Below are 12,142 nucleotides of genomic sequence, written 5' to 3' on the forward strand. Positions count from 1 at the left end.
TGGTCAACGACTGCCTCGCCGTCGCCCGCTGCACCGGCATCACCGTCTGGGGCATCCGCGACACCGACTCCTGGCGGGCCAGCGGCACCCCGCTGCTCTTCGACGGCAACGGCAACAAGAAGCCGGCCTACACCGCCACCCTCGAGGCCCTCAACGCGGGCAGCACCCCGCCGCCCACCACCGCGCCCCCGACCACCCCGCCGCCCTCTACCCCGCCGCCGTCCGGTGACTGTGCCGCGACGGTCTCGCTGAACTCGTGGAACGACGGCTTCGTCGCCACCGTCCGCGTCACGGCCGGAGACACGGCGATCGACGGTTGGGCGGTCGCGCTCACCCTGCCGGGCGGCGCGACGGTCACCAACACGTGGAACGCGCGCGCCAGCGGTGCCAGCGGTGCCGTGACGTTCCGCAACGTCGACTACAACGGCCGGCTCTCCGCCGGGGCCGTCACCGAGTTCGGCTTCCAGGGCACCGGGACCGGACCGAGCGGCACGCCCACCTGCACCGCGAGCTGAACCGTCGGCGGCCCGGCGTGGGAAGGTACTCCCGCACCGGGCCGCCGACCTGCTGCTGTTCGGATCGCGGAGGGCACCCCCGCGCGTCGCCGATCCTGTCGTCGGGCCGGGGACCCTCCGGGTCGCGTGCGCGGTGCGCCGGCAGCGGCACCTCGGCCAGGGGCGCGGCGCCCCGCGGGCGGTCAGCCGGTGTGGCCGGCCGAGTCGAGGGCGGGGGCGGACCGGCGGTCGATGTCGGGTTCGAGGTAGATCGTCGTGGCGGTGGGCAGCACCCTGCGGATCCTCGCCTCGGCGTCGTCGATCGTGGCGGCGACGTCGGCTCCCCGGTCGACGGTTCCGATGGCGATCTTCGCCGCGACCAGGAGTTCTTCCGGTCCGAGGTGCAAGGTGCGCAGGTGGATGACGCCGTCCACGCCCGGGGTGGAAACCAGTTCGGTGTGGATCGCGGTGATCTCCTCGGGCAGGGCGGCCTCGCCGATGAGCAGGCTCTTGGTCTCGGCGGCGAGGACGACTGCGATGACGACCAGGAGGGCGCCGATGCACAGGGTGGCGATGCCGTCGAAGATGGCGTTGCCGGTGAGCACGCTGAGTCCCACACCGCCCAGCGCGAGGACCAGGCCGAGCAGGGCGCCAGCATCCTCGAGCAGGATCACCGGCAGTTCGGGGGCGCGGGCGTGGCGAACGAAGGAGACCCAGCCTCGGCTGCCGCGAACCTTGTTGGCCTCCTTCACGGCGGTGTACAGGGCGTAGCTCTCCAACGCGATCGCGATGATCAGGACGGCGACGGCGATCAGTGGTGAGGTGAGCTCGTGCGGGTCGCTGACCTTGTGGTAGCCCTCGTAGAGGGCGTACAGGCCGCCGATGCTGAACAGCACGATCGCGACGATGAAGGCGTAGATGTAGCGTTCCCGGGCGTACCCGAACGGATGCAGCGCCGAGGGGGCGCGGCGGGCGCGTTTGCCGCCGATCAGCAGCAGCGCCTGGTTGGTCGAGTCCGCGACCGAGTGCACGCCCTCGGCGAGCATCGATGCCGAACCGGTCATCGCCGCCGCGACGAACTTGCTCACCGCGATGCCCAGGTTCGCGATCAGGGCCGTCACCACGGCCTTGGTACTGCCTTCAGCCGCCATCGGCCCGTTCTCCCTCGTCACGTCGTCGATCGGGGCGTCCGCGCGACGACACCCGTACGTCAGAGTCCTCCACCAGCATCGCGTCCGAGCACGCGCCGGCCCGTCCCCCTAAGGGACGGGCCGGCGTACGCGCTGTCCAGGTCAGTGGACCCGGCGGCGGCCGTAGGCGCCGGCGACGACGGCCACACCGATCGCGGCGAAGACGATCTGGAGGGCCAGTTCGATCCAGTCGATGCCCCTGGTGTCGTCGACGCCGAGGGCGCCGGCGACGAGGGTGCCGAGGATCGCGGCGACCACGCCGATGAGCAGGGTCAGCCAGATCGGGATGTTCTGCTTGCCCGGTACGACCAGCCGACCCAGCGCGCCGATGATCAGGCCGATGATGATCGCGGTGAAGAAGCCGGTAACTTCCACGAGAGCCGTCCCTCCGGAGGAATGTGTGGTCGGCTGCGATCCTTGCCCCCTCCGTCAGGGGCCGAAACACCGTCGCTCCAGCCACCGGGCACTCCGGCAGAGCCGGCGTGAGACGGACGGATGCCCGGTGACCTGCGGGGTTCCTCCGACCACCGGGCATCCGCGTGGTGCTACTCCGCGCCGGTGAGAGCGACCAGGGCGTTGGCGGTGCGGAAGTACGGGTTGCCTACCCCGGGTGAAGGACGCCATCACCGTGGCCGCCGCCGATCGGAACCACCCCGATGCCGACGGCCTGCCGAGCCCAGCGGGCGCCGAACTCACCGTCACCCGGCTCGACGGTCGCCGCGTGGACCGGCTGACACTCCGCCGCGTCCCCGCCCCCGTCGACCAGCACCCCGAGGAAGCCCGGTCGTGAGCGACGTCGCCGCGATTCTACTGGCCGGTAACGCGTTCTTCGTGGGCGCGGAGTTCGCCCTCATCTCCGCCCGCCGTACCCAGGTCGAGCCGCGGGCGGCGGCCGGTTCGTCCGTCGCGCGCCTCACCCTGCGGCCGATGGAGAACGTCTCCGCGTTCACCATCGCCCTGGCCCTCGTGGTGTTCCTGCACATGGTCCTCGGGGAGATGGTGCCCAAGAACATCGCCCTCGCCGGCCCCGAACGCTCCGCGCTGGTCCTGGGCCCCGTGCTCGACGGCATCGTCACCGTCCTGCGCCCGCTGATCCGGCTGCTCAACCAGATCGCCAACGCCGTCCTGCGGCTGCTGCGGGTCACCCCCAGGGACGAGGTCGCCTCGACCTTCACCAACGAGGAGAACGCCGAATTCATCGCCCAGTCCCGACAGGAGGGGCTGCTCGACCAGGACGAGCACGACCTGCTCACGGGTGCGCTGGCCTTCAACGACCAGGATGCCGCCACCGTGGCGCTGCCGCTGTCGTCCCTGGTGACCCTGCCGCAGGACACCACCGCGGCCGAGCTGGAACGCCAGTGCGCGGCGACCGGCTACTCCCGGTTCCCGCTCACCGACCCGGACGGTCGGCCGGCCGGCTACGTGCACGTCAAGGACGTCCTCGGACTGCCGGCCGAGCGGCACGACCAGCCCCTCGACCCCGGCCTGATCCGCCCGCTGGTCACCCTCGACGCCCAGCGGCCGCTGGGCGACGCCCTCACCGTCATGCAACACCGCGGCGCCCACCTCGCCACGATCGTCGACACCACCGGACAGATCCTCGGGTTGGCCGCCCTCGAAGACGTCGGTGAGAACTCGACGCGCCGGCCGCGACGATCGGGTCCGAACGCGCCGGAGCAGTACGACGTACGCATTTCTGCCGCTGATCGGGGAAACCGCCGCCGGTGCCGGAGGTTCTCACCAGTCTGCCCTGGCCCTTGGGATGGAGCGCCGCCGTGTTCCTGGTCGCGGGCACCCTCACCGTGCTCGGGAGCATCCGACTGGTCACCCTGGGCGACACCCTCGCCGACCGCACCGGGTGGGGTGAGGCGTTCTTCGGCGCCGTGTTCTTCGGCCTGGCCACCTCCCTGTCCGGGATCGTGATGACCGCCGTCACCGCCGCGACCGACCAGCCGCAACTCGGCTACAGCAACGCCGTGGGCGGTATCGCCGCCCAGACCACCGCGGTCGCGGTCGCCGACGCCTTCCATCGCCGTGTCAACCTGGAGCACGCCGCCGCGTCCCTGTCGAACGTGCTCTTCGGCACCCTGCTCATCGCCATGCTGGCCCTCGCACTGCTCGGAACCTTCGCCCCGAACACGAACGTCGCCGGCCTGCACCCCGCCTCACTCGCCATGATCGGCTGCTACCTCGGGGGCCTGCACCTCATCCGCAGGACCGGAGCCAGCCCGCTGTGGCAGGCTGTCGCCACCACGGAAACGCTCCCCGACGTTCCGCACGCACACGGCAAGCTCGACCAGCGCACGGCGTCCTGGCTGTGGAGCCGGTTCGTCGCCGTCGGGTTGATCGTCGCCGTCGGTGGCTGGGCCATCGCCCTCGCGGCGGAGAGTCTCGTCGTCCTCACCGGGCTCAGCGCCGGCTTCATCGGCGCGATCCTGATGGGCGCGGTCAACGCGCTGCCCGAGACCGTCACCGCCGTCGCTGCCGTCCGACGTGGTGCCCCCACCCTCGCCATCGCCGCCGTCCTCGGTGGCAACAGTCTCGATGCCCTGAACCTGGTCGTCGGCGACATCGCCTACCGTCGCGGTTCGATCTACCACACGGCCGGAACCGAGGAGCTCTTCGTCACCGCCACCGCTCTCTTCATGACCGCCACCCTCCTCGGCGGTCTCCTCGTCCGCCAGGCCTGCGGCTGGGGGCGGCTCGGCTTCGAAGGCGTCCTGCTGCTGGCCAGCTACGCGGCGATGACCCTCATCCTCGCCTTCTAGACGCCCCGCCGCTCAGCCGGCGCCGAAGCAGACGAAGGCGACGGCGGTGGCGTGGGCGGCGCCGCCACCACCGCTGGCGAAGGCACGCTGGGCGTCGGCGAGCGCCACCGACGGGGCAGCGCCAGCGCGCATCCGTCGGTGCAGGTCCAGCATCAGCGCGGTGGTCAGGTTCGCCGGGACCGGCAAGACGGTGGCGATCAGGCTGCGGGCACCGAGGGCCAGCAGCACGGCGGTGAAGCCCATGACCTCGTCGCCCGGCCGGACCCCGGAGAGGCCGGAGTCGCACGCGGAGAGCACGACGCAGCCCGGTGGGCGGGTCAGCCGCTCCAACTCGTACGCGGTCAACGGCCCGTCGGCCAACTCCAGCGCGGAGAAGAGCGGGTTGTCGGCGCGGAAGGTGCCGTGTGCGGCGATGTGCGCCAGCGCCGTCCCGTTCAGCGCGTCGGTGACCGTGTCGGCGGTGGCGGCGCGGCCGGTGAGGTGGCGCGCGCCGGGCAGGGCCGCGCCGAGCTGGCGTACCTCGGTCTCGGCGGCAGGCAGCCGGGGCCCGGCCACCAGCACCGGCGCACCGGTCGGGACGGTCCGAGCGGTGGCGCGCAACCAGACCGTCGCCGACGGCGCCACCGTCACCGGGCGGCCGGCGCAGGTCGGCAGGCCGGGCCACGGCACGGCGTGCAGCGCGCCGATCGGGACGACCACCAGTGGCCGGTCGTCGAGCAGCCGGCGTACCGGGTCGAAGAGCTGCCGGTCCAGCGCGGTGGCGGCGAACTCTACGCCGGCCCGGGCGCTGGCCGAGTCGCCGGTGGTGACCAGCCGGCGCAGCCCGAAGCGGTGCAGTCGGGCCTGCCCCAGCGCCTCGTCGAGCGGGCCGAGGTCGTGCAGGCTGGTCCGGCCGTCGCGGACGAGTACCGCCCGCAGCCGTGGCCCGTGCGCCACCAGCTCCAGCAGCACGGCGTCGCCGAGCGCGGCGGCGAGGGCGCGCACCGTGGTCGGTGCCAGCAGGCCGGCGCCGTCGGCGCCCCGGGCTCGGCCGTCCACTCCGCGCGCCAGCTCCCGGATGCGCTGCTCGAGTCGACCCTGGCTGCGCCGCAGCGCGTGCACCGGGTGGCCGCCGAGCAACGCGTCCTCCAGGGCGGTGCTGACCATCCGCAGCTCGGCGAGGGCGGCGGCCAGCCCCGGGTCCTGCGGCGGCTGCACCGCGCGCATCCGCAGGGCGTTGGCCCGCCAGCGTTCCGCCCAGGCCAGCACCTGGGCGGGCGTGCCGGTGCGTACCGCGAGGTCCAGCCCCTCGGCGGCCAGCTCCTGCCCGTACGCCCCGCTGTGTGCGCGTAGCTCGGTGGCACCCAGGGACGCCCGGTGGCCGTCGAGCACCGCCAGCCCCCGACGCAGGGCCCGGGCCGCGCCCCGCAGGTCACCGTCGAGCCGACGGCGCAGGGCCAGCGCGTACCAGCCCTGGGCCCGGTGCGGCGCGGTGCCCCGGCGGTGCGCGCGGGCCGCCACCGCCAGCAACTCGGCCGCCCGGGCGGGTCGACCCAACGCCGCGGCCAGCCGGCCGGCCTCGATCCGGGTGGTCAGGGCCGGCGAGGGCCAGCCGGTGGCGTCGAGCTGCCCGGCGGTTCGCACCATGGCGGTGAGCAGCGCGGTCGAGCGGGTGCCCCGGGCGAACTCGGCGCGCAGCTCGACGTGCCGGGCGAAGGCGGCCCAGGTGCGGCGTCCCTGCCGACGGAAGCGGGCCCGCGCCGAGACGGCGGCGGTCGCGGCGGTGTCCAGGTCGGCGGCGAGCAGGGCCGCCCGGGCGCGGGCCAGCAGCGCTTCGGCGAGATCCGAGGCCATGCCCCGCCGGCGCAGCTCCGTCACGGCGGTGTTGGCGACCTCGACCGCCTCGTCGACCAGCGGCACCGAGAGCAGCAGTTCGAACCGGTCCAACAGCAGCGCCGGCCGGGGCACCGACAGCCGGCGGTACTCCTCGTCGACGGCGGCGAAGCCGCGCAGCGCGCCCGCCACGTCGCCGCGCTGCCCGGCGGCGATGCCGCTGTTCCAGCGGACGTCGGCGGCGGCCAGGTCGAGCCCGAGCCGGCCGAAGATGGCCGCGGAGCGGGACAGGTCGTCGTCGGCGTCCCGCCCGGTGCCCCGATGGGCGTTGAGGAGCCCACGGTTGTTGCGCGCCCGCGCCTCCAGCAGCAGGTCACCCTCCCGTTGGGCGATCTCCACCGCGATGCCGTAGTCGCGGACCGCCTCGTCGAACCGCCCCCGGTAGTGCAGCACGACGCCCCGCTGCATCCGGGCCCGGCCGGCGTCGGCGCCGGTCAGCAGGGGCAGGGCCAGGGTCACCGCGCGTAGCGCGGCGCCGGTGCGTCCGGCGTTGGCCAGGACGTAACCGAGGCTCATCCGGGCCAGTGCCCGCACCCGGGGCGAGCCGGCGACCCGCACCGCGCGGCGCAGGTGCCGCAGCGCCCCCGGCAGGTCGTTCGTCTCCCGCAGGGCCAGCCCGACGGCGCGTTCGGCGGTGGAACGCTCGTCGGCGTCGGGGTGGCCGGCGGCGAGGACCCGCCGGCCGATCGTGATCGCCTCGCGGGGGTAGCGCTGGACCGCGTCGAGCGCGGCCTGGGCCGTGCCGGCACCGGAACCGGCACTGTCGGCCATGCCAAGGAGAATCCCGTAGTCCAGCTCCCAGGTCAATCGCGCCGGAAGGCATCGGGAATCCGTCGCCGCGACGACGACCAATTGACACCCGACTATCCTTTGAAATAATCGTCCCGTGCCTCGCAGCGCGCTTCCGTAGCTGCCCCGGCCCGTCGCCGACCACGCTCTTCGACCGCCTGGAGGACCGGTGCCGTCTGACGACCCCCTCGCGTCGCGCCCACCCGTCGGGTTGTCCCGCCGGCAGGTCATGGCCTGGTCCTCCCTGGCCGCCGCGGCGCCGCTCGGTCTCCTCGGGACAGGCGGAACGGCCGTCGCCGGCGAGTCGCCCGACGCCACCTACCAGCGGGTCTTCCTGGAGGCCCTGGCCGCCGATCCCGACGTGCGTCGGTACGCCGTCGCCGGCCGGGAGTTCCTCCACCGGCCCCGGCAGCTCCTGGTGGCCCACCCGGACGTGCCGCGGGTGGTGTACCGACTGCGCAGCTACGGCCTTCCGGTCACCGAGGGGGTGGGCTTCGGCGGGGTCGCCCGGCTCCGCTTCGCCACCGAGACCGACATCCCGTCGGTGGTGACCAGGCTCCGCGACCCGCAGCAGTGGCCCGGGCAGCAGGTTCCCCTGGTCCAGCCGCACCACGTCCTGCTCGGCTTCGGCAACATCATGGGCAACCCGGGCGGCCCGCCCCGGGTCGCCGCCGCCCTGCCGGCCCCGGACCCGGCGCGCGCGGGTGAGGGCGCGGGAGTGACGGTGGGAATCTGCGACACCGGCATCTGGCGGCAGGCCGGCTCCCGTCATCCGCAGTGGCTGGCCGGCAGCTATCTTCCCGAGGCCGACGACGAGGACGCGGTCTACGTCGGCGGGGACCTGCTGGCGCTCCAGGGCGGTCACGGCACGTTCGTCGCCGGCGTGGTCCGGCAGGCCGCGCCGGGCGTACGCCTCGATCCCGAGACCGCGCTGAACGCCACCGGTGTGGGCGACGAGGAGATGCTGGTCGCGGCGCTGGGGCGGCTCGGTCCGCAGGTGTCGGTCGTCAACCTCTCCCTGGGCTACTTCACCCAGGACGACCAACCGCCGCTGCCACTGCTCGACGCGCTGGCCGGGCTGCCCGGCAGAGCCGTGGTGGCGTCGGCGGGCAACGCCGGCACCAGCCGGCGGGCGTGGCCGGCCGCCCTGGACGGGGTGTTGGCGGTGGGCGCGGTCAGCGCCGGTCCCGGCGGCCCGGTGCCGGCGTCGTACAGCAACCACGGGTCGTGGGTGGACGCCTGCACCCTGGGGGACCGGAGCAGCACCTACGTCAGGGGCCGGCTCCAGTTGCCGGGCCAGCCGACCCGCTACTTCGACGGCTTCGCCGCCTGGGCCGGCACCTCGTTCGCCACCGGCCACGTCGCCGGGCGGCTGGCCGCGCTGATGACCAGCGCCGGGCTCAGCGCCGAGGCGGCCCACGCCGCGCTGACCGCCGGCCCCCGCTGGCATCCCGACTACGGCGTACTCGTCGCGTGAGGCCGGCCCCGGCGCGACGGGTGGCGTCCCGATGAGCGAGCGCGGCACGGTCGGGCTGGTCGCCGCCGCCTGCTGCGGTGACGAACGGGCGTGGGGCGAGCTGGTCCGCCGCTACACCCCGTTGGTGCTCTCGGTGATCCGGTCCCACGGACTCGACCAGACCGACGCGGCGGACGTCAACCAGACCGTCTGGCTGCGCGCCGTGGAGCACCTCGCACGGCTGCGGGAGTCGAACGCCCTGCCCGCCTGGCTGATCACCACCACCCGACGCGAGTGCTACCGGCTGCTGCGCCTCGGCCGGCGGACCCAGCCGTTCGACCCGTACGACGACTCCGTCGACGGGCACGTCGGCGCGTCCCTGCTGGTGGACCCGGCCACCCCGGACGAGGACCTGCTGCGCGTCGAGCGGCAGCAGGCGCTGCGCGAGGCGTTCGCGCAGTTGCCGCCGCGCTGCCGGGAGCTGCTCGCCCTGCTGATGGCCGATCCGCCGGTCAGCTACCGCGAGATCGGCGCGCGGCTGGACATGCCGGTGGGCAGCGTCGGTCCGACCCAGGCCCGGTGCCTGCACAGGCTGCGGAACTGTCCGGCACTCGCCCCGTTCCTCGGGGCGGGCCGAGGGCACGACGGAAGCGGAGGTGACCGGGATGGAGCCGTGGCCGCCAGCCGCTGACGACGCCCTGCTGGCCGATCTGAGAGCGGCCCTGCGAGACGCCGACCCGGTGCCGGAGGAGTTCCTGGTCGCCGCCCGGGCCGCGTTCGGTTGGCGGACCGTCGACGCCGAGCTGGCCCTCGCCGAGCTGACGTTCGACTCGTCCTGCGACCCGGAGCCGGCCGGTCTGACCCGGTCCGCCGGCTCGGTCCGTACGCTGACGTTCCGCTGCGGCGGGGTCGTGGTCGAGATCGAGGTGACCCGGGCCGGCATCGTCGGGCAGCTCTCGCCGGCGCGAGGCGGGCGGGTCACCGCTCGGACGTCGGCCGGTCCGTACGAGGAGGTGCCCGTGGACGCCGTGGGCTTCTTCTCGATGGGTGTGCCGCCCACCGGCCCGGTCCAGCTCTGCGCCCGCACCGCCGGCTACGCGGTGGCGACCGCCTGGGTCAGCCTGCGCTGAGCCGGGCACCGGGCGGGCCGGGGCCGGTCACCGCCGTGAGCGGGCCGGCGCCGGGCACCGTCGTGAGTGCCGGGCGTGAGCCGATCCGACGAGACGATGCCGTACGTCCTGCTGTCACCGCCGTCCCGGCCCGCCGCCGGACGACGCGGGTCTGCCGCTGACCCGGCCGGACAGGTGGACGGAGGTCGCGGGCCCCGTCCGCGACCTCCGTCCCTACCCCCCGGGGACGGCTACCTGGCCCGCTGGGTCACCGTGACGTCGTACCGGACGCCGCCGAGGTCGGCCCGCGCGGCACCGGTGGTGTCCGGGCCGATCTGGGTCACGGTGACGGCGGTCCTCTCCCAGGTCGGCACGGTCGCCGTGAAGTTGAGCGAGAAGGCGAGCCGCTCACCGGGGTTGAGCTCCAGGTTGTCGAGGCTGGCCTGGCCGATGTCGACGATCTCGACCTGGTTGCGGCCCACCTCGCGGACACCCTTGCCGGCCTTGCCACCCCTGACCCAGCGCTCGAAGAGGGTCGGCCCGAGGTCGGCGACGAGCCGGCCGCCGGCGGCCTGGAACGGGGCGCCGGTCTGGCCGAAGACCACGCTGCTGCGGGCCGGCCGGGTCAGGGTGTTGCCGATGGCGAACGGGCGGGTCTGCGCCTGACCGCCGGCGGTCACCGCCACGGAGTTGACGTTGCGCCAGGCGATGTTGTTGTTGTGGCGGGTGTTGACGCCGATGTCAGGTCCCTCGAAGGTCATCGGGTCGTTCGCGGAGACCCAGCGGGCCAGCAGACAGAAGTGACCCGGGCCGGGCACGTTGTCCCACGGGATCGTCACCGAGGTGGCGCCCGGGTAGACCGGCACCGCCATCGCCCCGATCTGCGTCCACGCGCCGGGCCAGGCCGCTCCGCCGCCGGGCGTGGTCCGGTAGACCCAGATCGTGCCCTGTTCCATGACGCTGTCGCCGTACGGGCCGGGGTTGCGCAGGTTGATGAAGATGTAGTTCCGTTGGCCGACGATCGGGTTCTGACTGGTCGCGCACTCGATGGCGGTGTGGCAGACCTTGATGTCCGCGCTCTGCCAGAGCGGCTCGAGCGCGTGCGGCTCGAGCCCCACGTCGGCGGGCGTGTCCTTCATGTACACGTCGACCGCGGCGGCGGTGGTGGCGCCCCCGTCGCGGCTGTCCGCCGGGCCGGCCAGCGGCGCGGCGCCGGCTGCGGTGACGGACAACAGCGTCGCCAGGGCCGCGCCGGTGAGCAGGGCGAGGGTCGAACGTCGCGCTCTTCCTGTGAGTCTGGTGGACACATTTCCTCCCGGTGCTGGGGATTCGCCGGACGCCCCGGGTCGGCGGCGTGGGCGGGTGGACATCCTTACGGAGCCCGATCGACCGAGATAGATACATCTGTCGTCCGCGGACGATGTCAGATGGCGATGGTTGGCATCAAGCCGGCGAAGGCCGCGTAGCGGCGGATGTGCCTCGGCTCCGGCTGCTCGGCCGATGGGTCGCTGTCGTGTCGGTCACTACTGTTAGCGTGCCCTCGTTGTCGATCACGGCCGATTGCTGGCGAAATCTGGCTGTTCTGCCACTGCGGAGGGTGTTCCTGATGGGCTGGCTACCGGTGGGGGACTCGTACGAGATCTCTCTCGTGGACGGAAGGGTGGCGGCCCGGTCCACCGGCCGCGCCGGTGGCCGTCCACTGAAGACTCTGCCGAAGGCGCTGCGCGACGACCCCGAGGTGGACCGGTTGCGCCAGCTCGGCCAGTGGCTGGACCGGCACGCCGCCGAATGTCAGGCCCGCGTCGACGCCTGGGTGGTGTCCTCGCTGCCGGTGCCGACCGGGCTGCTGGCCCGGGTCTGGCCGGACCCGGCCTGGCAGGACGCGCTGCGCGACCTCGTGGTGCTCGGCGGCGACCCGGCCGAGTCCGGCTTCCTGCGCGACGTCACCGACAGCGGCGACCTGCGCGTGGTCAACCTCGACGGGGACACCGTGCGGCTCTCGCCGGCGACCGCCACGCTGCCCCACCCGGTGCGCCTGCCCGACCTGGCCGACCTGCGCGAGTTCGCCGACGAACTGGACGTGACCCAGCGGATCGAGCAGCTGCACCGGGGCACCTGGGACAGACCCGACAACCTCAGGCCGCAGGAAACCACGATCACCGACTTCCGTGGCACCACGGTCCCCAACCGGCTGGCCGCCCGGGCCGCCACGTCCGGCTTCCGGGTCTCCGGCTCGCAGATCCGGTGCCGCGTCTGGGAAGCCGGCCGCACGATCGAGGCCGCCCTGTCCTTCGACGAGGACTACTGGGACTCCGAGGCCACCCTGGGCGCCCTCTCCTGGGCGGTCGTGGACGGACCGACGCTGCGGTTGGCCGAGGTCGGGCCGGTGGCCTGGTCGGAAGGAATGCGGATGGCGACGGCCCTGTCCGGTGCCGTGACCGGAACGGGGAAGAAGGCGTGACCG

Annotated in this window: 11 protein-coding genes and 1 pseudogene; 8 read left to right on the forward strand and 4 right to left on the reverse strand. The window is 73.8% G+C overall.

What is annotated here, in order from left to right:
• Window positions 1–515 (forward strand): cellulose binding domain-containing protein (locus tag KBX06_RS26040; protein WP_210839575.1); only part of this gene is annotated, 515 nt, incomplete at its 5' end.
• A 182-nt stretch (window positions 516–697) separates the two neighbouring features.
• Here KBX06_RS26040 and KBX06_RS26045 read toward each other — a convergent pair.
• Together KBX06_RS26045 and KBX06_RS26050 are read right to left on the reverse strand one after the other, a co-directional pair.
• The gene (locus tag KBX06_RS26045) at window positions 698–1,645 is read right to left on the reverse strand and encodes a cation diffusion facilitator family transporter (RefSeq protein WP_210839576.1); all 948 of its coding nucleotides are present in this window, start codon (window positions 1,643–1,645) and stop codon (window positions 698–700) included.
• A 141-nt stretch (window positions 1,646–1,786) separates the two neighbouring features.
• Window positions 1,787–2,059, reverse strand: a complete 273-nt coding sequence (locus KBX06_RS26050; RefSeq protein ID WP_210839577.1) for a GlsB/YeaQ/YmgE family stress response membrane protein — start codon at window positions 2,057–2,059, stop codon at window positions 1,787–1,789.
• Window positions 2,060–2,294: 235 nt separating this feature from the next.
• On the opposite strand from KBX06_RS26050, the gene KBX06_RS26055 reads away from it, so the two are divergent.
• From KBX06_RS26055 to KBX06_RS28130, 3 genes and pseudogenes are all read left to right on the forward strand, one after another.
• Window positions 2,295–2,474, forward strand: coding sequence for a hypothetical protein (locus KBX06_RS26055; RefSeq protein ID WP_210839578.1), 180 nt, complete (start codon window positions 2,295–2,297; stop codon window positions 2,472–2,474).
• Between the two features lie 41 nt (window positions 2,475–2,515).
• A pseudogene (locus tag KBX06_RS28125) lies at window positions 2,516–3,118 on the forward strand (CNNM domain-containing protein); the annotation flags it as partial.
• Between the two features lie 290 nt (window positions 3,119–3,408).
• Window positions 3,409–4,452: a cation transporter gene (locus tag KBX06_RS28130; protein ID WP_307854761.1), complete on the forward strand. Its 1,044-nt coding sequence runs from the start codon at window positions 3,409–3,411 to the stop codon at window positions 4,450–4,452.
• 12 nt (window positions 4,453–4,464) lie between these two features.
• Here the strand turns inward: KBX06_RS28130 and KBX06_RS26065 are convergent, their stop codons facing one another.
• Window positions 4,465–7,095, reverse strand: coding sequence for a CHAT domain-containing protein (locus KBX06_RS26065; protein ID WP_210839580.1), 2,631 nt, complete (start codon window positions 7,093–7,095; stop codon window positions 4,465–4,467).
• Window positions 7,096–7,282: 187 nt separating this feature from the next.
• On the opposite strand from KBX06_RS26065, the gene KBX06_RS26070 reads away from it, so the two are divergent.
• The 3 genes from KBX06_RS26070 to KBX06_RS26080 are packed head-to-tail and all read left to right on the forward strand — an operon-like array spanning window position 7,283 to window position 9,699.
• Window positions 7,283–8,590 (forward strand): S8/S53 family peptidase, encoded by a 1,308-nt coding sequence (locus tag KBX06_RS26070; RefSeq protein WP_307854762.1) that lies wholly within the window; start codon window positions 7,283–7,285, stop codon window positions 8,588–8,590.
• Window positions 8,591–8,621: 31 nt separating this feature from the next.
• A complete protein-coding gene (locus KBX06_RS26075) occupies window positions 8,622–9,260 on the forward strand; it encodes an RNA polymerase sigma factor (protein ID WP_210839581.1) in 639 nt (212 codons plus the stop codon).
• Window positions 9,235–9,699, forward strand: coding sequence for a hypothetical protein (locus KBX06_RS26080; RefSeq protein ID WP_210839582.1), 465 nt, complete (start codon window positions 9,235–9,237; stop codon window positions 9,697–9,699). Before KBX06_RS26075 ends, KBX06_RS26080 begins: the two co-directional genes overlap by 26 nt.
• 230 nt (window positions 9,700–9,929) lie before the next feature.
• On the opposite strand, the gene KBX06_RS26085 is transcribed toward KBX06_RS26080, so the two are convergent.
• Window positions 9,930–10,985 (reverse strand): hypothetical protein, encoded by a 1,056-nt coding sequence (locus tag KBX06_RS26085; RefSeq protein WP_210839583.1) that lies wholly within the window; start codon window positions 10,983–10,985, stop codon window positions 9,930–9,932.
• Window positions 10,986–11,284: 299 nt separating this feature from the next.
• Between KBX06_RS26085 and KBX06_RS26090 the strand changes: the two genes are divergently transcribed.
• The gene (locus KBX06_RS26090; protein ID WP_210839584.1) at window positions 11,285–12,139 is read left to right on the forward strand and encodes a DUF4132 domain-containing protein; all 855 of its coding nucleotides are present in this window, start codon (window positions 11,285–11,287) and stop codon (window positions 12,137–12,139) included.
• Window positions 12,140–12,142: the final 3 nt, after the last annotated feature.

Source organism: Micromonospora sp. C31, from assembly GCF_018070575.1.
In the GTDB taxonomy this organism is placed as follows: domain Bacteria; phylum Actinomycetota; class Actinomycetes; order Mycobacteriales; family Micromonosporaceae; genus Micromonospora.